The following is a 21,961-nucleotide window of genomic DNA, read 5'->3' as shown; positions in this document are numbered from 1 at the left end:
GAGGTGCCTTGTCGCGTCTCTATTCGCGGCCGCTTTACCGAAGCACCGGCGGTTCCATGCCCGCGTAGGCCCACTCTTCCTTCGCCGGACCGTATACTCCGGACACCGACAGGCCGGCTTGGCGCATCAGAATCGTCAGTTGCCCGCGGTGATGGACTTCGTGCTTGACGAGCTGGCCGAGCGTCTTGCCGTTCGACCATTGCTGGCCGAAGATCGTCTGCACCGTGCCCAGGTCGGCGTCGGTCCACTGCGTCTTCACCGCCTCGAGCAACGCTTGCGACGAGCGGCGGTACGCGTCGGCGATCTCCTTGGCGGACGGCGGCTTGTTGTCGTCCTTGCTGTGTTCGTACTTCACGCCGGCGTGGGCGACGATGTCCACGGAGCCCGCGATATGCCAGGCGATATGGCCGAGCGTGCGGTAACCGTCCGTGATCGGCTGCTTCAGCGACTCGTCGGTCAGACGGTCGAGCAGTTTCTGCGTGCCGGCGGATTCATGCGCGTAATCTTCGATGAAGCTTGCGATGGATGCGTACATAAGGTTTCTTCCTCTCTTCGGTTCATATTCGTCGGATTGCCGCGTTCCGCTCCGGAACGTTCGGCGTATGCTAACTATAACGCCCGCAGACTGACAACAGTCTGTCAGTATTCCGCCTCCGTTATTCGTACATCGCGTAAATTAATCGCGCCTGCTCCTTCACGATGTCCGCGATCCGCGCGGGTTCCAGGATCCGAACGCTCGTCCCGTAGCTGAACAGCATGCCGTACAGCCAGCTGTTCTCCGTCTGCGCGGCGCGAACGAGCAGACTGCCGTCGTCGAGCCTCGCGATCTCGCTCTCGTCGAAGTACTCCTCGACCCGTACGCTTGCCTTCGGCTCGAACCGCAGGACGAGCTGTACCGTCGCCTCGTTCGCCCCTCCCCACCGCGCGTCCAGCTCCTCCAAAGTAACGTCCTTCCGGGCGAACGACTCGCCTGTCAACCGAATGTCCCTCATTCGCGACAAGCGAAAAACCCGATAATCCTGCTTCGACCGGCAGAACGCGTACAGGTACCACGCATACCCCTTCCACGCGAGCCCGATTGGCTCGACCGTCCGTTCTTCCGCCGCCAACTCCGGCTTCGTATAGGCGAACCGCACGACTTCTCCGCTCTTCGAAGCTTGGCGAAGCGTCGTGATCGCGAGCTTATTCGACGGCCGCCGGGCCCAGATGCCGCCGGCGTTCAGGAGAACCGTCTCGCCCGCCTCCGCGTGCCGTTCCCTCTCCGACTTGGACAGCAACGCGCCCACCTTGTCGAGCAGCCTGTCCATCCCGCCGTCGTCGAACGACGCCTGCATCCCCTTCAGCGCCGTCGCGATCTCCCCGAGCTCCTCCGCGGACACGATCTGCTTGTCGATCCGGTATTGCTCCATGATCTCGTAACCGCCGTCCGCGCCCGAGTAAGAGGCGATCGGGATGCCCGCGCCGTTGATCGTCTCCAAGTCCCGGTAGATCGTGCGCAACGATACCTCGAACTTCTCCGCCAGCTCCTGCCCGGTCACCCTTCTCCGGCCGAGCAACAGCATCGTGATAGCCAACAAGCGATGTACTTTCAACCGTCTTCACGCTCCCGGACTCCGTCTAGTTTCCTATGCCTCTCCGACAAGCTATAATAAGTTCATCCTAACAGATTCGGACTATGCGATACGAGGTGACACGGATAATGAGCAACGCCAACCGCGGGGTGAACATCGGGCCTCCGCGCTTCAAGATCGCCGTGCACGCCGTCGTCTGGCTGGCCAAGAGCGGCGGCGTGCTATCGAGCGCGATGATCGCGAGCCAAGTCGATTCGCACGCCACGTTCATGCGCCGCGTGCTGCAGTCGTTGACCGTCTCCGGCATCGTCGCGTCGCGCGGCGGCCGCGAAGGCGGCTATATGCTGCGCAAACCGGCGGAGCAGATTACGCTCGGCGAGATCTACGCAGCGGTGGGCACGGGACCGTGCGAAGCGGCCGACGAAGACGGCGACGCCTGCAGCGAGGCCGGCGAGGCGGGCGCGCAGCTCGATTCCGCGCTGGAGCGTATCCTGGAAGAAGCGGAGCAGCGCACGATCGCGTATCTTCGCGAATATACGATCGCGGATATCATGACTCGCGTCGAATTCGAGTAGTTCGGCATGCGGCGGCGAAAAAATTAAGCTAGTCAAAACGAATTCGCGAGATTATAATGTGCTTATGTCGGTTGCAGTTGGTGCTGCGACTTTCTTTTACCCTTTACTGTGCCCGTTATAGGCACAGTAAATATTCTACTACGTCCGAAGGGGATATGGAAATGGAAATCGTATCGATCGTGCTTCAAAGCTTATTGGCCCTCATGTTCTTGATGGCGGGATTCGGCAAAGCATCGGGCAACAAAATGCACGTAGAAAATTTCGACAAGTGGCGGCTGCCGCAATGGTTCCGCGTCTTGACCGGCCTCGTGCAGCTTGCGGCGGTCGTCTTGCTGATCGTCGGCTACTGGGACCCGAGCTGGGTCGCGGCCGGCGCGCTGATTCTCAGCCTGGTGGCCATTGGCGGCATACTGACGCACGTTCGCGCGAAGGATTCGTTCCAGCAGACGTTCATGATCCTGCTGCTCGGTATCGTCGCCTTCGTCCTGCTCGGACTGGAATGGTCCCATTTGGCAGACTTCCCCGGCTTCGAATAACGACTAGCGCGCGACGAACCCGGCTGACCCGCTAAGGGCCAGCCGGGTTTGTCGCATTTATTCCTCATCGTCCTCGCGCACCGAGATGGTCAGGTCGATGCCCGCTTCCGCAAGCATTCTCCCTGCCTCCAGTTTCGTCAACTTGGCCAAGTCGGGCCGTTCGCCTTCCGCGAAGCTCAGCTTGCCGATCGCAGCGAGCTGCGTCTTCGTCGCGGGCTGCGCTTGCAGGATCGCGTCGTAATTGCCATGCGCGATGCGCCGGGTGATATCGGGATCGTCCAGCAGATCGAGCGTCCGGTACATCGACTCGATCGCCGCCTGTTCGCTCGGAAGGCCGTAGCCGGAATCGGTGCTCAGCAGGAACCGATCGGGATATTTTTTCAATACGGGAATGAAATCCTCCAGCGTATACGCGCTGTCGAAGTTAATATCCGTAAAGCCCGCGAAGAAGTCGCCGTACAGATTCGGATGTCCCTCCATCAGCGCATCCACGTCGTCCGGCGAAGTATAAGCGTTAATGTGGCCGAGAATGAAGGTCGTGTCCGGGTAAGCGTCGAGCGCCTCCTTCAGCTTCTCGACCGGCTCTCCGAAGAGCGGATCGATATGCAGCAGAATCGGAGCCTTATACGCAGCACACAGCTCGTAGATCCGAGGCAAATATCCGTCCATCGGATCGAAGGCCTTCCACGCCACCTGCGATACGACGGGCGAATTCGTGGAGGCTCCGACGGTCTCGCCGATGCCGAAGTAGCCCGACTCCAAGTTGTCGCGGACGACGTCGAGGCTCGATTCGTCATGCAGGTCGAAGCCGGAGAAGTACGGTACGATCAGGTCCGGACGCATGAGATACGCCGCCCACGCGGCGGCGTCCGACTGTACGGCGCTCGGCTCCGATACGTCGCCGAACAGGACGACGCGATCGATCGCTTCTCTATCCCAGACGGACATCATCCGGAGGTAGGCGAAGCCGCTGGCATCGTGGTTATGCACGTCCGTCAGCTTGTACGTATGGAATTGCTCGACGAGCTGCGCCAGCGACTTCCGCTCCGGCGCGGCGGAGCTAGGCTCGGCGCTGGCGACCGGCTCGCTAGCGGACGGCTCGATCGCCGGCGAAGCCGCTGGCGTCGACGTTTCCATAACTACGTTAGCGGGGGTCGCCGCATTCCCGTCGCATCCCGTTAACAGAATCAACCCCGCGAGCGCCCCGCCCGCGATCCCGTTCCGATACCGAACCTTGCTCATCCGCTCGCCTCCATTAGCTTAACCGCCGCGATTAACAGTCCTCGTTATCTCCGACCGTCCCACTCCGCGTAGAACTGCTCCAGGTACGTCTCCATGAAGCGATGCCGCTCCGCGGCGAGCGCCATGCCGGCATCCGTATTCATCAGGTCCTTCAACTTCAATAGCTTCTCGTAGAAATGGTTGATCGCCGTATCGCGACCGCTCCGGTACTCTTCCTCGGTCATGCTGCCCCGCGGCGCCACGTCCGGGTCGTGAATCGGCCTGCTCTTCGCCCCGGAATAGGCGAACACGCGGGAGATGCCGACGGCGCCGATCGCGTCCAGCCGGTCCGCGTCTTGCACGACCCGCCCTTCCGTCGTCCGCATAGGCGGACGCGACCCGCCCTTGAACGACATCGTATCGATGATCTCGACGATATGCGCCGCATCCTCCTCGCTAACGCCGCTACCGGCTAGCCACCGCTCCAATTCTTGTTGCGCCGCCGCGGGATCGTCGTTCAGCTTCTCGTCCGCCATGTCGTGCAGCAGCGCCGCCAGCTCGCAGACGAACGCGTTCGCGCCCTCCGCCGTCGCGATCGTTCGCGCGGTCCGCACGACCCGGTCGATGTGCCACCAATCGTGCCCGCTGTTCTCTCGCTCCAGCTTCTCCCTCACCCAATAGCGCGCCGCTTCGAGGATGTTATTGTCGCTTGCGGTTCCAGTCATCGTATTCGCTCCCCATCTGCGTCCGCTCGTTTCTTCTGATTTATTATAGCAGACGCAATACGTCGTTTGGACCGCGAAGAACGCGAAGAAACGCAAACAAGGAGTACCCCGGACGAGGCACTCCTTGCATGGTTACGACCTTACTCCCGCGCGATCCCCGCCGCCGAAATCTCCGTCACCCAGCCGAACGGATCGGACAATCGCCCGGTCTGGATACCGGTCAGCGCGTCGTAGACACGAGCGGACAGCTCGCCGGTCGCGCCGTCGCCGATCGTCAGCCGCTCGCCTTGCCAGTACAGCTCCCCGACCGGCGTAATGACAGCCGCCGTGCCGGAGCCGAACATCTCCTTCAACGTGCCGTCGCGCTGGGCTTGCGCGAGCTCTTCGATCGTAACCGGCCGCTCTTCCACCTCGACGTTCCAATGGCGAAGCATGCCGAGCACCGAATCGCGGGTAACGCCCGCCAGGAAGCTGCCGTTCAGCTCCGGCGTCACGACCTTGTCGCCGATCCGGAAGAACACGTTCATGCTGCCGACTTCCTCGACGAACTTCCGCTCCACGCCGTCCAGCCACAGCACTTGGTCGCAGCCGAGGCGCGTCGCTTCCTCCTGCGCTTTCAAGCTCGCGGCGTAGTTGCCCGCGGTCTTCGCCGTGCCGACCCCGCCGGAAACCGCGCGAACGTATTTCGATTCGACGAAGATGGATGTCGGCTTCATGCCGCCCGCGTAATACAGGCCGACCGGCGACAGGATGATCATGAATTTGTACTCGCGGGAAGGCGCCACGCCGAGCGCGGTCTCGGTCGCGACGATGAACGGACGGATATAGAGCGACGTTCCGGGCGCATCCGGAATCCAATCCTGGTCGACGCGAACGAGCTGCTTCACGGCGTCGACGAAGAGCTCCTCGTCGATCGCCGGCATGCTCAGCCTCTCGTTCGAACGGTTCATCCGCTTCGCGTTCATGTCCGGACGGAACAGCAGTATGCTGCCGTCCGCTTTGCGGTACGCCTTCAACCCTTCGAATACGGACTGGCCGTAGTGGAACACCTTGGCCGACGGATCGAGCATAATCGGCTGGTAGGGCACGATCTGGGGGGAATGCCAGCCGCGGCCCGCTTCGTAATCCAAAATAAACATGTGGTCGGTATAATACTTGCCGAAACCGAGCGAATCCGCCGGCGGCTTGACTTTCGGCGCTTGCGTGCGCTCGATCGCGATCGTTGGAGCCATGATGACGCCTTCCTCTCTGAATTCTGTTAATTGAATCGTACCAAACCTTTAAGTATATTGGAAATATCTATTTTGTTCGAAAAATATACCAATAAGGTATGGGGAGAGGCGCGGCGACATGGACCTGAGACAACTGCGGTATTTTCTGGCGGTAGCCGAGGAAGGCCAAGTGACTAGCGCGGCGAAGCGGCTGAACATGGAACAGCCCCCGCTCAGCAGGCAAATGAAGCTGCTGGAGCAGGAGCTGGGCGTAACGTTATTCGATCGCAGCGGCAAACGCCTCACTCTTACGCATGCCGGCGAATTGCTGCGCGTAAGGGCGGAGCAACTGCTCGGCCAGCTTCACGAGACGGTGAGGGAAGTGCAGGAGCTGGACGAGGGCATTCACGGCGTCCTGTCGATCGGCTCCGTCGTCTCCTGCATCTCCCTGTTGCCGAAGCCGATCCAGCGGTTCCGGCAGCGTTATCCGAACCTCACGTTCAAGATCAGCGAGGGAGACCACTTCCTCCTCGCGGAGCAGATGGAGAAGCGCGCCATCGAGCTGATCATCGCGCGGCTTCCTTTCGAAGCGGCCGTCGACCCGGGGCGGTACAAGGTCGTGGAGCTGAAGCCTGACCCGTTCGTCGCCATTCTGCCCGCCTCCTGGGCGACGGCTTCGATGGAAGCCGAGAGAACGATCGGCATGAGCGAGCTCGCGCGGCACCCTTTCATTACGCTGAAGACCGACCAAACGACGGGCATGCACGCCAAGGTATTGAACGAATTCCATCAAGCCGGACTGGAGCCCCTCATCCTCTGCGAATGCTCCAGCGTCGCGATCATCGTCGCCCTGGTGGCCGCGGGCATCGGCGCGACGATACTGCCGAAGTCGGTAACGGCTTCTTTTCCGCTAACGGATATCGCCGCTTGCCGGATCGCGGACACCGACTTCCACTCCGGCATCGGCATCGTCTGGCCGAAGGACCGCTATCTATCCAAGAGCGCCCGGGAGTTCATCGACGTGTTCGTGCTGGCGGACGCGCCGGACGCCTCCCTGAACTAGTCAACGAGTGCGTTATTTACAGGAGCACCTGGTTAGATTACATTATTATACACGTAAGTGAATAATAATTCATAATGAGGTGATCCCATGCGCTTCCTCATCGAATCCGATCGCAGGAGCGACTATCTCGCGGAGACGGAGGAGATCGACTATTCGGAGCGTTCGATTCATCGCCTGGCCGACGAGCTGCGTGCCGGCGCGAGCGACGATACCGGTTTCGTTAAGGCCGCCTACGAGTACGTGCGCGACCGAATCTCCCACTCTTGGGATATCCAGGACGCCCGGGTTACCTGCGCGGCATCCGAGGTGCTCCGCCACGGACATGGCATCTGCTACGCCAAGTCGAATCTTTTGTGTGCGATTTTGCGGAGCGAGGGCATACCGACGGGATTCTGCTATCAACGGCTCACGTTGGGAGACACCCCCGACACCGGTCATTGCCTGCACGCGCTCAACGCGGTCTATCTGGATACGCCAGGCCGTTGGGTACGACTGGACGCGAGAGGGAATAAGCCCGGCATCGACGCGCGGTTCTCGCTCGGCGAAGAACGGTTGGCGTTCCCGATTCGCGGCCATTACGACGAGATCGATTATCCAACGATCCATGCCGGCCCGAACCCGAAGACGATCGCCGTGCTCAAGCAATCCTCGGACGTGCTCGCGATGTATCGGAATCGCTTGCCCGATCGCATCTAATCCTATGCGCGACCGCCCGTCTCCCGACGAAATGGTATAATGACGATAGACAAAGACCCATAGTTGGAGGGGTTGCGGTGTTTCGCATATTGATCGTGGAAGACGACGAGAAGATCCGATCGATCGTCGCCGAGGCGCTTCGCAAATGGCAGTACGAGGTCGAAGAGCTGGCGGCGTTCGATCGCGTGCTGGACGACTTCGAGCGCTGCCGGCCGCATCTGGTTCTGCTCGACGTGAACTTGCCGATGTACGACGGGTTCTACTGGTGCCAGCGCATTCGGGCCGTCTCCAAGGTGCCGATCATCTTCCTGTCGTCGCGGAACCAGAACATGGACGTCATCATGGCGATCAACATGGGCGGAGACGACTTCGTGCAGAAACCGTTCGACCTCGGCGTCCTCGTGGCGAAGGTAAGCGCGCTGCTCCGACGCAACTATACGTATCAAGACGAGAGCCTGCAGCTCTCCCACAGAGAGCTCGTGTTCCATCTGTCCAATTCGTCCGTCGAATACCGGCAGCAGACGGCCGAGCTGTCGCGGAACGAGTTCGTTATCCTGCAGACGATGATGCGCCATATCGGGAGGATCGTTACGAGGGACGAGCTCATGCAGGTGCTATGGAACGACGAGCAGTTCGTCGACGACAACACGCTGACGGTCAACGTCAATCGGCTGCGGCGGAAGATCGCGACGCTGGGGCTCGACGAATTCATCGCCACCCGCAAAGGAATGGGGTACATCGTCGAATGAGCTTCCTGCGCTTCCTGAAGTACGAGCGACCTTATCTAATCGTGAATGCCGCCGTATTCCTGCTGACGATCGCGGTATTCTGGGCGGACCCGTCGTCCGCTTGGCATGGACAGACGTTCCTCTACGCCCTTCTGCTCGCGCTTCTCGCGCTTGCCCTCTTCCTGCTCTACCGTTATCGGATAAACCTGCGTGCCGTTCGCAATAGGGATGCCGATGAACCCGAGCCGTTATCCCTGGAAGCGGAAGCTTATCGGGACGCGCTCGAGGAAGCCCGCATCGCTCATATCCGCGAGTTGAACGACGTCCAAGCGAAGCAGAAGGAATATTACGACTTCATCGTCTCCTGGTTCCACGAGATCAAGACGCCGATCAGCGTGCTCCGCCTCATGCAGCAAACCGAATTCGACCCTCGCGGCGCGGAGGAAGAAGTATCGCGCATCGAGCATTACGTGGACCAAGCGCTATATTACGCCAAGCTCGACAGCTTCAACCAGGACTACGAGATCGTCAATTGCGATCTGGAGCAACTGACCAAGGAAGCGGTCAAAGCCCACGCCAAGTCGTTCATCTCCCGCAAGGTGAGAATTCGGCTGGACGTCCCGGAGACGATCGTGCAGACGGACCCGAAGTGGCTGCTGTTCATCCTGAACCAGTTGTTGTCGAACAGCTTGAAGTACACCGCGGAGAACGGCGAAATCTCGATCGCCTCCTTGACGACCTCGGGCGAGAAGCGGCTCGTCGTGCGCGACGACGGCATCGGCATCGTTGCCGCGGACTTACCGCGCGTGTTCAACCGCGGATTCACGGGCGTCAACGGCCGAACCCATGCCAAGTCCACCGGAATGGGGCTGTACCTCGCTCAAGAGCTCGCAAGGAAGCTCGGCCACAACCTCTCGTGCGAATCCGTCGCAGGGGCGTATACGGCGATGTCGATTCATTTTCCGAGGAACAACGACCCTTATCTGAGTACGGTGCGGAATAACGGGAAATAGGAAAGGTCGCGCAGCATGCTGCACGACCTTTTCCTTATACTCGCCGGCTGACGATCTTGTAATACAGATTCGCGGACGAGAAGTAGAACAACAAATAAACCAGGAAGTAGACGCCGATAATCCCCCACGCGATGCCCGGAAGCTCTGGGAAATCGGCCACCGAGTCGAGAATGTACGACTTGATGATCGACCAGCTATACAGCACGGACAAGACGAGCGGCGGCAGGAAGACGAATAGCAGCTGCTTGCGGATGACGCTCTTGATCTGCCGGTCTTCGATGCCGAGCTTGCGCAAGATCGTATATTGCAGCCGCTCGTCCGTCGCTTCCCGCAGCTGCTTGAAGTAGATGACGCTGGCGAGCGCGAACGTCGCGATCAACGCGAGGAAGCCGCTGGAGAACAGCATGAGCGACGAGCCCTCGATCTGCTTCGAGTAGACGTCCGCGAACGAGGAATAGTAGGCGCCCGGCGTCCGCGAGACGATCCCGTGCACCTCGGCGGACAGCGCTTCGGCGTTCTTCGCGTCCTCCACCCCGTAAATCTCGAAAGTCCGCTTCGCCCCTTGCTCGCGCAAGCCGCCGTACGCTTCGTCCGAGACGACGATGACAGCGGGCTTCACGTTCATCGACGCGATCGGATCGCTCGACCAGCCGAGATACGCGTAATCGAGCTTCTCGACGAGGGAGAGCTTCGTCTCGGCTCCTTCTCCCGTCTTCACCGCGAATTCCGGCGTCTCTCCCGGCGCGAACGCCTTCGGGAAGTCCGAGCCCTGCGACAGCGACACCGCTTCGTTGCCCGCCAATTCCACGCGCCGATTATCCCCGCGCATGCTAACCGCTTCGTTGAACGCAGCCTCCGAGACGAGCAGCACGTCCGGCGTATAGTATTCGGGATTGTCGAACGCGAAACCCCTGTCGGTGACCGGTTCGGCGACGACCGCCTCGTGCGTCAGATGATAGCGCACCGGATGCGAGGAACCGCGAATCAGCGCGTCGATGCTGCCGTCCGTCTCGGCACCTTGCGATTCGAACGCGATGTCGTTCGGTAAATTCCGCCCGACCGCTTCGAACTGCACCTTATAGTTAATGGCCATGAAGCACATGAGCATCATGATCGCCGCGCCGAACAGCGTGATGAACGCCAGATTCAGCGTATTGCCCCGAATCTGGAAGCGCAGCGACGACGTCCACAGCACCGTATTGCCTTCGTGGTACTTGCGTCGGCGCGCGATCGTCCGCAGCAGCCATCCGGCGAATTGACGGAAGAACAAGTAAGTGCCTCCGATAATGCCGACCGCGACCGTAAGCAGGCTTGCCGTCGCGTAGTCTTGCCAGAATACCGAGCCTTTGCCGCTGTAGATTAACCCGAACGTGACCGCCAGCAGCAGCGCCGCGATCAGCGCCCAAGCCGCGGACACCCGAACGGGCTTCTCGGCCTTCGCCTTGGCGCGGAACAGCTCCGTCAGTTGCATCCGGTTCACCATGACGTAGCTCTGGACGCTGATGATGAAGGAGAGCAGCAGGAACAGCGCGGCGGTAGCCGCGATCGCTTCGACCGGGAACGCGAGCGAGATCGCCTGATCGTATTGCATCAAGTTCATGAGCAGCATGCCGAACAGCTTGGACAGCAACCCGCCGATCAGCACGCCGACCGCGAGCGAGACGGCTCCGATCGCCAGCGTCTCGTAGAACACCATGCGTACGACTTGCCTCTCGCTCAAGCCGTACAGGAGATACATGCCGAACTCTTGCTTGCGCTGGCGCATGAAGAACGAATTCGCGTACAGAATGAAGAAAATAATGAACAGGAAGATGGCGACGGACGCGATCGCCGCCCCGGTCCGGAAGATGTCGCGGTTCTGAAGCGCGTTCACGATATCCTCGTTGAACATGAGCGACGAGAACGTGTATTGGACGATGACGCCCGCGATCATCGAGAACAAGTAGATCGAATACAGCCGGAAGTTCCGTCTCGCGTTGCGCAGCGTCAAATCGAGCAGGCTCATCGCAGCTTGCCCCCCATCAGGCTCTGCGTGTCCAGAATGCGGTCGTAGAACGCCTTGCGGCTCTGTTCGCCCGCGTACAGCTCGTTCACGATGCTGCCGTCGCGCAGGAAGATGACCCGCTTGCAATAGCTCGCCGCATAGCTGTCGTGGGTAACCATCAGAATCGTCGTGCCGAGCGATTCGTTCAGCTGCACGAGCTGCTCCAGCAATTGCGTCGCGGAGCGCGAATCGAGCGCCCCGGTCGGCTCGTCGGCGAACACGATCGCCGGGTTCGCGATGATCGCCCTGGCCGAGGCCACCCGCTGCTTCTGCCCTCCGGACAGCTGGTTGGGGTACTTGTCCAATATGCCTTCGATGTTCAGCGATTGGACGATCGGCGCCAGCCGCCGTTCCATCTCGTCCGCCTTGACGCCGCGCAGCGAGAGCGGCAGCAGGACGTTCTCCTTGGCCGTCAGCGTATCGAGCAGGTTATAGTCTTGGAAGATAAACCCGATGCGCTCCTGCCGGAACTGTCTCGCCGCCTGCTTCTTCATATCGAGCAGCGACTTCCCCTCAAGCCATACCTCGCCCCCGGTCAGCCGGTCGATCGTGGACAGCACGTTCATGAGCGTCGACTTGCCCGAGCCCGAAGGCCCCATGATCGCCGTCAACTCTCCCGCTTCGACCGTTAAGTCGATGTTGCGCAGCACGGGCGTCGCCCCGTAGTCTTTTGATAGATTTCTCGTTCGGATAACCGCGTTCATCACCATGCTCCTTCCCTCTATACCCCTAATATAGACAGATTGAGAGCCGACATCCATCGATGCGGCGAGCGCCAAGGTGACATTATTGTCACATAGGATCATCGGATTTCAATCCAAGAATATCGGAATAGATTTCGTAACTTTGTGTAATGCGACGGATTAACGCCCGCGGCTATAATGTAATCGTTAACATTGCGACACGAGGAGCGTAGCAGCCATGTCCGAAGCAACGAGCAAAAAAACGATCTATTCCGTCCTCTTCGCCATCAGCGGAGCCCACTTAATGAACGATGCGCTGCAAGCCGTCATACCGGCGTCTTACCCGATTCTGCGCGAGGCTCTGGGGTTAAGCTACACGCAGCTCGGGATCATTACGTTCGTCCTGTTCTTCTCTTCGTCGGTCATGCAACCGTTCGTCGGCATGTACACGGACGCCAAGCCTTCTCCGTACATGTTGCCGTTAGGAATGGGCATCGCGGGGGCAGGCATGCTCGGATTAGCCTTCTCTCCCGGCTATGCCATGGTTCTCCTGTCGGTTCTCATGGTCGGCGTAGCATCCGCGATGTATCACCCGGAAGGGGCCCGGATCGCCTATCTGGCAGCCGGGTCCCGAAGGGGGCTCGCCCAATCGATCTTCCAGGTCGGCGGTAATGCAGGGGGAGCGTTGGCTCCGTTAATGACCGCGTTGATCTTCTTCCCCTACGGCCAATTCGGCGCCGTCTGGTTCACGGCCATCGCGGCCATGGGCCTCGGCATTCAATTGTGGATTGCCAGATGGTACCGCGGATATCTCTCTCTATTGCCGCCGCGCACCAAAGTCGTCAAAGTCAGGGAGATCGATCCTAGACGGCGCAAGCAGATTCGGATCGCCGTCGCCCTCGTCGTATTGATCGTGTTCGCGAGATCTTGGTACGGCGCGGGGATTTCCAATTACTTCGTCTTCTATCTGATGGAGAAATTCAGCTTGTCCGTTCCCGAATCCCAAGTCTATATCTTCCTGTACATGGGCGCGGGCATCGTCGGAACGTTCTTCGGCGGACCGCTGGCCGATCGCTACGGGCGCAGGAACGTCATTCTGTTCTCTCTGTTAGGCGCGGCTCCGTTCGCGATGTTAATGCCGTTCGCGACCGAATGGTGGAGTTATGCGCTTCTCGTTATCCTTGGGCTGATCAACCACAGCAGCTTCTCCGTTACCGTCGTCTACGTACAGGAGCTCGTGCCCGGCAAGGTCGGCACGGTGTCCGGCCTGGTTACCGGCCTCGCGTTCGGCATGGGCGCGCTCGGCGCGGTAGGCCTGGGCGGATTGATCGATCTGACGAGCCTGAGCTTCGTCATCGGCGCCACCTCCTTCCTGCCCCTGCTCGGAGCGATCGGATTCCTGCTCCCATCGGACCGCAAGGTAAGTACGATGACTCAGACGCATTCGCTGTAGTTCCCTATGGAAAAGCCCATCTCCCGTTTGTTTATGCCGGGAGATGGGCTTTTTGGGGCTGACTACGCTTAATGCAAAGTCCGCTTATACTCGTTGATATTGATTCCGGTCATCTCCTTGAACACCCGGCATAGATACGACGAGCTGGTGAACCCGACGCTCTCCGCGATCTCGTACACTTTAAGATGGGAGCTCTCCAGCAATTGCTTGGCCATCTCGATCCGGAACTGCTTGATATAGTCCACGATCGTGATGCCCGTCTCTTGCTTGAATAAGCTGCACAAGTAATTGGGGCTCAGGAACAGATGGTTGGATAACTGCTGCAAGGTGATGGGCTCCTTGTAATTCGATTTGATATAATCCATCAATTGCTGCACTTCCCTATGCGTCGTTCCTCTTACCGGAAGCTCCGCGCGGCCTTTCGTCTCCGGTCTATCCTCGCGCTCGGCGGAATCCTCCTTCAGCCGCTTCAGCAACCCCGTCAGCTCCGCCGGCTCCAATTCGTGCTTGAGCAAATAATCCTTGGCTCCCGACTTCAACGCCTGCTTGACGAAGGGAAAGTCGTCGTAGGAACTCAAGACGACGATCTGGATCAGCGGATGATGCGCCTGCAGTTCCGCGATGAGATCGATCCCGTTCATCTCGGGCATATTGATATCCGTGATCACGATGTCCGGACGGCACTCCCGCAACAAGGATAACGCGTGCTTGCCGTTAATGGCTTCCGCGCAGATGCGGAAGCCCTCCTTCTCCCACTCCATGCTGGAGCGTATCGCATAACGGTACATGAAGTCATCCTCTACGATCATCACTTGTTGCATGTTGGATCCCTCCCTTGGCGATATCCAGCGGCAACAGCACCGTCGCCACGGTTCCTCGTCCCTCCTCCGAACGGTATCGGAGTCCGAACTCATCGCCGTAATATAATTGAATCCGCTCGTTCACGTTCCTGACTCCGATGCTGTATAACCCCGGATATAGACTTCCTTCTCCGTTCTTCATGATCCGTTCCAGCTTGTCCTTGCTCATGCCCACCCCGTTGTCCTCGACTTCGAGCACGAGGTTCGCATCGTTCCGATAGGCTCTCAAGGTAAGGACGCCGTTGCCCTTGGACATCTCGATGCCGTGCTGCAAGGCATTCTCGACGAGGGGCTGCAGGATGAAGTGAAGCATCATGCAATCGAGCAACGAACGATCCACCTCGCGGACGACGCGGAATCGGTTCTCGTATCGAAAAGCTTGGATATCCAGATAGTGATCGATATATTCGAATTCTTCCCGGATCATGACGAACTCGCTCTTCCGCTTGACGGACGTATTGAGCAATCCGATCAAATTCCGAACCATATTCTCGATCGTCGGTTGCTTGTCCCGAATCGCGAGCCATTGTATGGATCCGAGCGTGTTAAACAGAAAATGGGGGTGGATCTGCGCCTTGAGAACTTGGAATTCCGCTTGCTGCTTGGCCAACCGTTCGACGTAAAGGTTCTGTATCAGCTCGTTGATGCGCCCGAGCATCACGTTAAACCGTTGGCCGAGCAGTCCGATCTCGTCGTTGCCCGCGGATTTGACCTGTACGGAGAAGTCTCCTTCCTCCACCCTGCGCATCGTCCTCTCGAGCTTCTGGATGCTTCGGGTCACGGTTCCCGAGATCCACAGCGCGATAACGGCCGTCACGACCAACGAAACCAGGCACGTCAGCAGCAGATACGCTCTGAATCTCTGGGAAGGTAGGAGCAACTCCGCTCTCGGAACGATGTGCAGCGCTTCCCAGCTCGCATCCGTGGAGGATTGGCGCGTTATATAGTAGCCCTCTCCCCCGACCGAGATCAAGGCTTGCGCTTCCGCTCCCTGTTCGGCGCCGCCCTGCCAGGCTCGAATAATCGGCCTGACGTTATCCTCGGCATACAGCACCTCTCCGTAGCGGTTCAGAATGGCCGTCGATCCGCCGTAGATCTGGTTGTGATTGCCGCTCACGGCGTCCAAATACCCGCCGTCCATATAGAAGATGATTCTGCCGTAGGATCGGAGCGTCGCCGGGTCGATCAGCTTCCTCGTGTACGCGATCTCGCCCTCTTGCTTCGCCCCAAGCCATAGCGACTGCGGATTGCCCGCGGCAACAAGCCGGTTCGCCACCCAATCGTATAACGCCCTGGCCTCCTTGCCGTCCATGCTCCCGCTCAGGCTAAGGTACGAATTCCTCTCGTACCAATAGAGGTGACCCTCTTCCGATTGAACGAGCACCGCCCGGACGTCCCGGCTCAGTCCGAAGAAGAGGCTTAAGATCGCTTCGACGTCCCTGCGATTATGGTACAATCGCTCCTTCGTCGCGAATTCCACTTTCTCCGATACCAAGGCGAACAGCTTCTCGTTATTCTGAATGGCGTACGTGCTTTGTTCGAAACTATCGGCGCGGCTCGGAACGGAGAACGACAGCTGATCCGTCAGCATGGCGGAGAACGCCTTCGTATTGCCGATAATCTCCTTCGTGGAAATCCGGTACGATAAGTATCCGATCATGCTGACGGTCAGCAGGATGACGGCTAAATACGAGAACAGAAGCCGCGTCCGCATACGGGGGTATCTGAAATAGGCGCTCGCTCTGCTCCAGGACAGGCTGGTCATGGTGTCCCCACTCTCCGGTCTCCGGCGGAACCCCGCAAAGGCACCGCCCCTATAATCGTCTTGTCCCCTATTATACTTGATAGCGGTTACATAGGAAGCAAGAACACTTTTACATTGTAAGCGCTTACTAAAATGTAGAGTATCTATATTATATAAGCGATCCGGGAAAGCTGGCATTAAACAAAACTACGAAAAATGATACGATATTCACCAGTTCCCTCGGCTCGCCACGCTCGTCCCGACGCCGTTCCGGACTCTCATAATATCGTCTAATTTCTCGTAACATCGTGTAATGAAAACGCATTCAGCGACTCTATATAATGACCTTAGGATAGCGGGAGGGTCCACCGCCTATCCGACATACCGAGTTCGAGAGGGGTATTCAAACATGAAAAAGTGGATTGGCTTAACCGTAATCATCGCCCTGCTGGCAGTCATGATCGGATGCGGCAACGGCAACGGCGACAACGCCTCGCCATCGCCTGCCGCAAGCGGCGCTTCGCCGGAAGGGAACCAGCCTAAGGTGAAGCTGACGATCGCGCATCTGATGGTCGAAGAAGGAGCACGCGTATGGGTCGCGGACATGATCTCCAACTTCACGGCCAAATACCCGAACGTCGAGGTCGAAGAAATCGCGGCTAACACGGACAAGTACAATACGATGCTCAAAACCAAAATCGCCAGCGACGACGCTCCGGATATCATGCTGCTGGTGAACCTGAACGACGCCAACCGGGATTACCTCGACGGCGGCTTCGTGCTCGATCTGACGGGTCAGCCGTTCTTAAGCAACGTGAATTCGATCGAACGCCAATATATCGACGGCAAAGTATACGCGCTGCCGTTCGACATGAACGCCAACGGAGTCATCTATAACAAGGACGTATTCGAGAAAGCCGGCATTACCGAAGTTCCGAGAACCTATAGCGCCTTCAAAGAAGCGCTGGACAAGCTCAAGCAAGCCGGCTTCGCGGGCATGGCGGCGGGCTTCAAAGAAAACTACTACGTGACCGGGGACATCGGAGCCGACTGGCGCGCGGGCGCGTTGTCGGTGAACCCGAATTGGATATCCCAACTGCAGGATCGTACGTTGAAGTTCGTAGACGACGAACAAATGCGCGGCATTCTGGAAAGACTGAACGACCGCTTCGCCTACGCGCAATCCGATCCGTTCGGTACCGACGCCAACTCGGCCCTGTCGTTGGTCGCCACGGGCAAAGCGGGCATTCTGCAACACGGCTCCTTCATGGTCGACGCCATCAAGAAAATCAATCCGGAGGTTCGCCTAGGCTTCTTCCCGTTCCCATGGTCCGAAGACAAGGCGAACAACAACCTGCCGCTCGGAAGCGGCATCGGCGGACTGGCCGTCTACAAAGACTCTCCGAACAAGGAATGGGCGCTTAAGTTCCTGGAGCAAGTCGCCACCAAAGAAATGGGCGAGTCTCTGCAGAACAACAAGGGCGGGCTGTCCTTGATCAAGGACGTTTCTCCTCCGGAGAACCCGACCTTCCAAGAGATCATCGGCTACCGGGACGGCGGAGAAGTATTCGATTATACGGGGATCCGCACCAACTTCTCTACCGAGTACAACAATGCTCTCGCGCAGAAAACGGTCGAGTTCCTCATGGATTCCAAACGCGACGTCGAATCCGCGTTGAAGAAGCTTGATTCCGAATTCGATCGAATCGCAAGGACGAGCGGCAAGTAAGACAGCCACGAGGCGTAGGGTACCGTCCGCGAACCGGGCGGGCCCCTATCCCCGGGAGGAGTGGAGACTAACCTATGAATCGATTTCGAATCCGACGGACTGCCGTGAACTTGTCTTTCCTGCTTCCTGTTACTCTCTTTTTCTCTTTCGCCATGTTGACTCCCTTCTTCATGGGGATCCACGTATCGTTCACCGATTGGAACGGCTTGTCCCGGACGATGGATTATATCGGCTTCGAAAATTATCGGAATATCTTCATCAGCCCGGACGTGCTGATTCCGTTGAAAAATACGTTGCTGTACGGGTTAATGTACGTCGTTGCCAACAATATGCTTGCCTTGGGCCTGGCGCTTGCCTTGAACCGGACGTTCCGGGGCCGAAACGCCTCCCGTCTTATTTTCTTCATTCCGAACGCCTTAAGCCCGGTGCTTACCGCCTTCGTGTGGTCCTTCATCTTCAAAGACTTGTTCAAAGAGCTGTTCGATATGCAGAGCTTATTCAGCAGTACCGGCACGGCGTTGTTCGGCATCGTCATTCTGGCTGTATGGCACAATGTCGGCATCAGCATGCTGATCTATCTCGCCGCGCTAAGCGGCGTTCCCAAAGATCTGTACGAAGCCGCGACGGTCGACGGAGCCGGCGCCTGGCATCGCTTCGCGCACGTCACGGTGCCGATGATCGTTCCCGCGTTCACCGTATGCATTACGCTGTCGTTAACGAGCGGCTTGCGCGAATTCGCGTTCCCTCTCGTCGCGACGGGCGGCGGTCCGGTCCGGGCTACGGAGACGCTGGCGATCTACATCTATAACTATCTGTTCGCTTACAACAAAGCCGGATACGGCCAAGCCTTGGCCTTCCTGTTCATGGCCTTCTTGCTCGTCGTCGGTCTAACCGTGTCCCGCTTGCTGCGCCGAAAGGAGATCGAAGCCTGATGAGACCGATTGCGGCTCGCTTCCAACAATGGTCGGTCAACCTGCTCGTCCTGGCGCTCGCGCTAGTGTTCCTGACTCCGTTCTACCTGTCGGTCGTGACGTCCTTCAAGTCGCCGCTGGAAATCGCCGAATCGGTGCTCGCCTTGCCGGATAAGCTCCAATTCGCGAATTACGCGAAAGCGATGGACATGATGAACATCGGCAGATCCTTCTTCAACAGCATGATCGTAACCGTCGCGTCGACGACGCTCATTATTCTATCCAGCGCGATGGGGGCGTACGTCATCGCCCGCAACTACGCCAAGCGGGGATACCGGATGGCCGAGGTTCTTCTGTTGGCCGCGCTTATGATTCCTTTCCAGATCATCATGATTCCGGTTTATAAGCTGCTGAAGACGACGTTGCTGCTCAATTCCCTTACGGGCGCTATTCTCGTTCTGGTCGGAACCAGCATTCCTTACTGTACGTTCCTCCTAATCGGATTCATCAAATCCGTTCCGAGAGAATTGGAGGAATCGGCGATTATCGACGGCTGCGGGCCCTACCGGACGTTCTGGCAAATCGTGTTCCCGCTGCTGAAGCCGATCACTTCGTGTTTGGCCGTCCTCTACGTCCTATGGATGTGGAACGACTTCAACGTCGCGCTGATCGTGCTCCAGAAGGAAGCGGTGAAGACGCTGACCGTCCAACAGTTCTACTTCTTCGGAGAAAATTCAACCGAGTACGGGCTGGCGTTCGCCGCGGCTTGCTTGTCGATGCTGCCGATCGTCGCCGTATTCCTGGTCGCTCAGAAATATATCATAGAAGGCTTGACCGCCGGCGCCTTGAAGGGCTGATCAAGCGATAGGGAGTGGTATCATTGACGAAATACGTATGCATCACCGGCGCCGATCGCGGACTCGGCCTCGAGCTTACAGGGCAATTGCTGAGCGCGGGCTACACGGTGTTCGCCGGCAAATATATGTCCGACTGGGACGAGCTGGGCGAGCTGCAAGCCGAATATCCCCGGACGCTCTTGCAGATCTCCCTGGACGTCGGCAACGACGAGAGCGTTAGAGCGGCGGCGGCAGAAATCCGCTCGCGTACGGACAAGCTGGAGATGATCGTTAACAACGCGGCGATCCTAGGCAACGACAGACACCAATCCATCCTCGACGACGACTTGGACATCGACGATATGCTGCGTACGTTCAATGTAACGGGGTTAGGCTCGCTTCGCGTAACGAACGCGCTGATCGAACCGCTCCTGCTCGGGGACGCCAAGCTGATCGTCAACATCTCCTCCGAAGCCGGCAGCATCGATCAGAGCTGGCGCACGAACTTCTACGGCTATTGCATGGCGAAGACGGCGTTGAACATGCATTCGACGATTACGTACAACCGGATCAAGGAGCTCGGCGGACACGTGCTTAACCTGCATCCCGGTTGGATGCAGGGCCGGCTCGGCGGCAAGCTGAACACGAGCGCCGATCTGACGCCGGCATATTCCGCGGAGAAGCTCATGGAGATTATCGGCCGCTATCGCGCCTATCAGACGAACCAACCCGCATTCCTCGATTACTTGGGCAGGAAACTGCCTTGGTAACGTTACGAACCGACAATCGGAGCTTGGAGGATGAATCCTAATGAGTAAATACGCTTTGGTTACCGGAGCCGATCGCGGCTTGGGATTGGAGCTGGCCAAGGGGCTTGCGCGCAACGGCTACACCGTGTTCGCCGGCCGGTTCGCTTCCGACTGGAGCGAGCTCGAAGCCGCCGAGAAGGCCGACCCGGACCGCCTGATCTCCGTTCCTATCGACGTGGGCTCCGGCTCCAGCGTGAAGCAGGCTCTCGAGGTTGTCCGCTCCAAGACCGACAAGCTGGAGATCGTCCTGAACAACGCGGCCATCGTCGATCCGTCGAACCGGGGCAAGACGATTACGGAATCGATGGATTACGACGCCATGCTTCGCACGTTCAACGTGACCGCGCTCGGCGCGCTTCGGGTAACCCACGCCTTCATGCCGCTCTTGATGAACGGGACCGGCAAACTCGTCGCCAACGTCTCCTCCGAGGCGGGGAGCCTCGGCCAGAGCTGGCGCAACGACAGCTACGCTTACTGCATGTCCAAGGCTTCCCTGAATATGCATTCTACCATTACCTATAACAAGCTTCGGGATTTAGGCGGGCACGTCTTGAATCTTCATCCCGGCTGGGTGCAAGGCCGACTCGGAGGCAGCCTGAACACGAGCGCCGACCTGACGCCGGAGTTCTCCGCGAAGCATCTCGTCGAGATCATCATGAGATACAGAACTTATCAGACCAACAAGCCCGCGTTCTTGAATTGGCTCGGACAAGACTTGGCTTACTAGAGCTTGAATTCTCGGAATCACGGAATCAGAGGAACCCTATTACGCGTACAGGAGGCAACGAAAGATGAGCAATCGAGGCAAAGCGCTCGTTCTCGGCGACTATACGAACTTCAGATACCATCAGCTTCCCAACATGGATCTCCCGGTAACCGATCTTCTCCGCGATCTGCTCGAGACGGTATGCACGGAGGACTACGATCAACTGCGCGCGGACAACATCGCGCAATACGACCTCGTCATCGCCTACACGGATTGCTGGCGGAGAGAGTTGCCCGAGGAGCAAGTCCAAGGCTTGCTCGGCTACGTACGGAACGGCGGAGGCTTGCTCGTCATTCATAGCGGCATCTCGCTTCAGACGAGCGACGAATTGATGCGCATGATGGGAGCCAAGCTGAACGGACACCCGCCTTACGGCATACTCGAGATCCGACCGGTCGCGACCGACCATGAGATCGTGCGGGGCATCGAACCGTTCACCGTAACGGACGAGCCTTACCAATTCGATTTCGTCGAAGGGCTGGCCACCACCGTCCTCCTGGAATACGAATACGACGGCCAATCATGGCCCGCCGGATGGACGCATCCGTTCGGAGCAGGGCAGGTCGTCTACTTGATGAACGGTCACGACGGCAGCCCCTTCTTCCATCCGACGTACCGCGAGATTATTCTTCGTTCCGCGAAGGCGCTGACGGGAAAACTGTAGTCGTTGATCCTTAATCGAATAGGGGGTCCTCCCGCCGCGCAATACCAATTAAGCAGCCCTCAGGGGCTGCTTTTCGGCGTTAAAAAGGAAAATACATACAAATCATTTTTCATATGCGATAAT

The 21,961-nt window shown here is 58.4% G+C and carries 22 protein-coding genes; 13 read left to right on the top strand and 9 right to left on the bottom strand.

Annotated elements, in window-relative coordinates:
• Positions 1-34: 34 nt before the first annotated feature.
• Positions 35-535, bottom strand: a complete 501-nt coding sequence (locus tag ACFQZG_RS17060) for a DinB family protein (RefSeq protein WP_378154627.1) — start codon at positions 533-535, stop codon at positions 35-37.
• A 121-nt stretch (positions 536-656) separates the two neighbouring features.
• Entirely contained in the window at positions 657-1,592 is a 936-nt protein-coding gene (locus tag ACFQZG_RS17055; protein ID WP_378154625.1) for a helix-turn-helix transcriptional regulator, read from the bottom strand.
• A 107-nt stretch (positions 1,593-1,699) separates the two neighbouring features.
• Between ACFQZG_RS17055 and ACFQZG_RS17050 the strand changes: the two genes are divergently transcribed.
• Complete coding sequence (locus ACFQZG_RS17050; RefSeq protein WP_378154623.1) at positions 1,700-2,146, top strand: RrF2 family transcriptional regulator; 447 nt, start codon at positions 1,700-1,702, stop codon at positions 2,144-2,146.
• A gap of 161 nt (positions 2,147-2,307) precedes the next feature.
• The gene (locus ACFQZG_RS17045) at positions 2,308-2,682 is read left to right on the top strand and encodes a DoxX family protein (RefSeq protein ID WP_378154621.1); all 375 of its coding nucleotides are present in this window, start codon (positions 2,308-2,310) and stop codon (positions 2,680-2,682) included.
• Positions 2,683-2,739: 57 nt separating this feature from the next.
• Here ACFQZG_RS17045 and ACFQZG_RS17040 read toward each other — a convergent pair whose 3' ends face one another.
• The 3 genes from ACFQZG_RS17040 to ACFQZG_RS17030 all read right to left on the bottom strand — a co-directional run bounded on the left by ACFQZG_RS17040 (position 2,740) and on the right by ACFQZG_RS17030 (position 5,860).
• Positions 2,740-3,924 (bottom strand): amidohydrolase family protein, encoded by a 1,185-nt coding sequence (locus ACFQZG_RS17040; RefSeq protein WP_378154619.1) that lies wholly within the window; start codon positions 3,922-3,924, stop codon positions 2,740-2,742.
• Between the two features lie 44 nt (positions 3,925-3,968).
• Entirely contained in the window at positions 3,969-4,628 is a 660-nt protein-coding gene (locus tag ACFQZG_RS17035) for an HD domain-containing protein (protein ID WP_378154617.1), read from the bottom strand.
• Positions 4,629-4,768: 140 nt separating this feature from the next.
• The gene (locus ACFQZG_RS17030; protein ID WP_378154615.1) at positions 4,769-5,860 is read right to left on the bottom strand and encodes a branched-chain amino acid aminotransferase; all 1,092 of its coding nucleotides are present in this window, start codon (positions 5,858-5,860) and stop codon (positions 4,769-4,771) included.
• 118 nt (positions 5,861-5,978) lie between these two features.
• On the opposite strand from ACFQZG_RS17030, the gene ACFQZG_RS17025 reads away from it, so the two are divergent.
• From ACFQZG_RS17025 to ACFQZG_RS17010, 4 genes are all read left to right on the top strand, one after another.
• Positions 5,979-6,902: a LysR family transcriptional regulator gene (locus ACFQZG_RS17025; protein WP_378154613.1), complete on the top strand. Its 924-nt coding sequence runs from the start codon at positions 5,979-5,981 to the stop codon at positions 6,900-6,902.
• Positions 6,903-6,989: 87 nt separating this feature from the next.
• Positions 6,990-7,598: a transglutaminase-like domain-containing protein gene (locus ACFQZG_RS17020; protein WP_378154611.1), complete on the top strand. Its 609-nt coding sequence runs from the start codon at positions 6,990-6,992 to the stop codon at positions 7,596-7,598.
• Between the two features lie 77 nt (positions 7,599-7,675).
• A complete protein-coding gene (locus ACFQZG_RS17015) occupies positions 7,676-8,347 on the top strand; it encodes a response regulator transcription factor (RefSeq protein ID WP_378154609.1) in 672 nt (223 codons plus the stop codon).
• Positions 8,344-9,339 carry a sensor histidine kinase gene (locus ACFQZG_RS17010; protein ID WP_378154607.1) on the top strand — a complete coding sequence of 332 codons (996 nt, stop codon included), beginning with the start codon at positions 8,344-8,346 and terminating at the stop codon, positions 9,337-9,339. Before ACFQZG_RS17015 ends, ACFQZG_RS17010 begins: the two co-directional genes overlap by 4 nt.
• Positions 9,340-9,373: 34 nt before the next feature.
• Here the strand turns inward: ACFQZG_RS17010 and ACFQZG_RS17005 are convergent, their stop codons facing one another.
• Both ACFQZG_RS17005 and ACFQZG_RS17000 read right to left on the bottom strand, forming a co-directional pair.
• On the bottom strand, positions 9,374-11,344 hold the full coding sequence (locus ACFQZG_RS17005; RefSeq protein WP_378154605.1) for an FtsX-like permease family protein: 1,971 nt from the start codon (positions 11,342-11,344) through the stop codon (positions 9,374-9,376).
• A complete protein-coding gene (locus tag ACFQZG_RS17000; protein ID WP_378154603.1) occupies positions 11,341-12,087 on the bottom strand; it encodes an ABC transporter ATP-binding protein in 747 nt (248 codons plus the stop codon). The genes ACFQZG_RS17005 and ACFQZG_RS17000 overlap by 4 nt, the downstream gene beginning before the upstream one ends.
• A 217-nt stretch (positions 12,088-12,304) precedes the next feature.
• Here ACFQZG_RS17000 and ACFQZG_RS16995 point away from each other — a divergent pair, with 217 nt between their 5' ends.
• A complete protein-coding gene (locus ACFQZG_RS16995; RefSeq protein WP_378154601.1) occupies positions 12,305-13,519 on the top strand; it encodes an MFS transporter in 1,215 nt (404 codons plus the stop codon).
• A 68-nt stretch (positions 13,520-13,587) separates the two neighbouring features.
• On the opposite strand, the gene ACFQZG_RS16990 is transcribed toward ACFQZG_RS16995, so the two are convergent.
• A complete protein-coding gene (locus tag ACFQZG_RS16990) occupies positions 13,588-14,340 on the bottom strand; it encodes a response regulator transcription factor (RefSeq protein WP_378154599.1) in 753 nt (250 codons plus the stop codon).
• A complete protein-coding gene (locus ACFQZG_RS16985; RefSeq protein WP_378154597.1) occupies positions 14,312-16,144 on the bottom strand; it encodes a sensor histidine kinase in 1,833 nt (610 codons plus the stop codon). Before ACFQZG_RS16985 ends, ACFQZG_RS16990 begins: the two co-directional genes overlap by 29 nt.
• A gap of 388 nt (positions 16,145-16,532) precedes the next feature.
• Between ACFQZG_RS16985 and ACFQZG_RS16980 the strand changes: the two genes are divergently transcribed.
• The 6 genes from ACFQZG_RS16980 (at position 16,533) to ACFQZG_RS16955 (ending at position 21,838) form a co-directional block, all read left to right on the top strand.
• The gene (locus ACFQZG_RS16980; RefSeq protein WP_378154595.1) at positions 16,533-17,852 is read left to right on the top strand and encodes an ABC transporter substrate-binding protein; all 1,320 of its coding nucleotides are present in this window, start codon (positions 16,533-16,535) and stop codon (positions 17,850-17,852) included.
• Between the two features lie 74 nt (positions 17,853-17,926).
• Positions 17,927-18,784 carry a carbohydrate ABC transporter permease gene (locus ACFQZG_RS16975; RefSeq protein ID WP_378154593.1) on the top strand — a complete coding sequence of 286 codons (858 nt, stop codon included), beginning with the start codon at positions 17,927-17,929 and terminating at the stop codon, positions 18,782-18,784.
• Positions 18,784-19,620 (top strand): carbohydrate ABC transporter permease, encoded by an 837-nt coding sequence (locus ACFQZG_RS16970; protein WP_378154591.1) that lies wholly within the window; start codon positions 18,784-18,786, stop codon positions 19,618-19,620. The genes ACFQZG_RS16975 and ACFQZG_RS16970 overlap by 1 nt, the downstream gene beginning before the upstream one ends.
• A 23-nt stretch (positions 19,621-19,643) precedes the next feature.
• Entirely contained in the window at positions 19,644-20,369 is a 726-nt protein-coding gene (locus ACFQZG_RS16965; RefSeq protein WP_378154589.1) for an SDR family NAD(P)-dependent oxidoreductase, read from the top strand.
• A 40-nt stretch (positions 20,370-20,409) separates the two neighbouring features.
• Complete coding sequence (locus ACFQZG_RS16960; RefSeq protein WP_378154587.1) at positions 20,410-21,135, top strand: SDR family NAD(P)-dependent oxidoreductase; 726 nt, start codon at positions 20,410-20,412, stop codon at positions 21,133-21,135.
• A gap of 64 nt (positions 21,136-21,199) precedes the next feature.
• Complete coding sequence (locus ACFQZG_RS16955) at positions 21,200-21,838, top strand: ThuA domain-containing protein (RefSeq protein WP_378154585.1); 639 nt, start codon at positions 21,200-21,202, stop codon at positions 21,836-21,838.
• Positions 21,839-21,961: the final 123 nt, after the last annotated feature.

It is taken from the genome of Cohnella sp. GCM10027633 (assembly GCF_042675445.1).
Lineage (GTDB): Bacteria > Bacillota > Bacilli > Paenibacillales > Paenibacillaceae > Cohnella.
The sequence above is the reverse complement of the archived record's forward strand: the minus strand, read 5'-3'. Positions and strand labels throughout refer to the sequence as shown.

What these genes read in the sequence shown, in the direction of transcription:
- ACFQZG_RS17060 (WP_378154627.1), bottom strand. Translation starts at nt 535, where the DNA reads ATGTACGCATCCATCGCAAGCTTCATCGAAGATTACGCGCATGAATCC.
- ACFQZG_RS17050 (WP_378154623.1), top strand. Translation starts at nt 1,700, where the DNA reads ATGAGCAACGCCAACCGCGGGGTGAACATCGGGCCTCCGCGCTTCAAG.
- ACFQZG_RS17045 (WP_378154621.1), top strand. Translation starts at nt 2,308, where the DNA reads ATGGAAATCGTATCGATCGTGCTTCAAAGCTTATTGGCCCTCATGTTC.
- ACFQZG_RS17040 (WP_378154619.1), bottom strand. Translation starts at nt 3,924, where the DNA reads ATGAGCAAGGTTCGGTATCGGAACGGGATCGCGGGCGGGGCGCTCGCG.
- ACFQZG_RS17035 (WP_378154617.1), bottom strand. Translation starts at nt 4,628, where the DNA reads ATGACTGGAACCGCAAGCGACAATAACATCCTCGAAGCGGCGCGCTAT.
- ACFQZG_RS17030 (WP_378154615.1), bottom strand. Translation starts at nt 5,860, where the DNA reads ATGGCTCCAACGATCGCGATCGAGCGCACGCAAGCGCCGAAAGTCAAG.
- ACFQZG_RS17025 (WP_378154613.1), top strand. Translation starts at nt 5,979, where the DNA reads ATGGACCTGAGACAACTGCGGTATTTTCTGGCGGTAGCCGAGGAAGGC.
- ACFQZG_RS17020 (WP_378154611.1), top strand. Translation starts at nt 6,990, where the DNA reads ATGCGCTTCCTCATCGAATCCGATCGCAGGAGCGACTATCTCGCGGAG.
- ACFQZG_RS17010 (WP_378154607.1), top strand. Translation starts at nt 8,344, where the DNA reads ATGAGCTTCCTGCGCTTCCTGAAGTACGAGCGACCTTATCTAATCGTG.
- ACFQZG_RS17005 (WP_378154605.1), bottom strand. Translation starts at nt 11,344, where the DNA reads ATGAGCCTGCTCGATTTGACGCTGCGCAACGCGAGACGGAACTTCCGG.
- ACFQZG_RS17000 (WP_378154603.1), bottom strand. Translation starts at nt 12,087, where the DNA reads ATGAACGCGGTTATCCGAACGAGAAATCTATCAAAAGACTACGGGGCG.
- ACFQZG_RS16995 (WP_378154601.1), top strand. Translation starts at nt 12,305, where the DNA reads ATGTCCGAAGCAACGAGCAAAAAAACGATCTATTCCGTCCTCTTCGCC.
- ACFQZG_RS16990 (WP_378154599.1), bottom strand. Translation starts at nt 14,340, where the DNA reads ATGCAACAAGTGATGATCGTAGAGGATGACTTCATGTACCGTTATGCG.
- ACFQZG_RS16985 (WP_378154597.1), bottom strand. Translation starts at nt 16,144, where the DNA reads ATGACCAGCCTGTCCTGGAGCAGAGCGAGCGCCTATTTCAGATACCCC.
- ACFQZG_RS16980 (WP_378154595.1), top strand. Translation starts at nt 16,533, where the DNA reads ATGAAAAAGTGGATTGGCTTAACCGTAATCATCGCCCTGCTGGCAGTC.
- ACFQZG_RS16975 (WP_378154593.1), top strand. Translation starts at nt 17,927, where the DNA reads ATGAATCGATTTCGAATCCGACGGACTGCCGTGAACTTGTCTTTCCTG.
- ACFQZG_RS16970 (WP_378154591.1), top strand. Translation starts at nt 18,784, where the DNA reads ATGAGACCGATTGCGGCTCGCTTCCAACAATGGTCGGTCAACCTGCTC.
- ACFQZG_RS16960 (WP_378154587.1), top strand. Translation starts at nt 20,410, where the DNA reads ATGAGTAAATACGCTTTGGTTACCGGAGCCGATCGCGGCTTGGGATTG.
- ACFQZG_RS16955 (WP_378154585.1), top strand. Translation starts at nt 21,200, where the DNA reads ATGAGCAATCGAGGCAAAGCGCTCGTTCTCGGCGACTATACGAACTTC.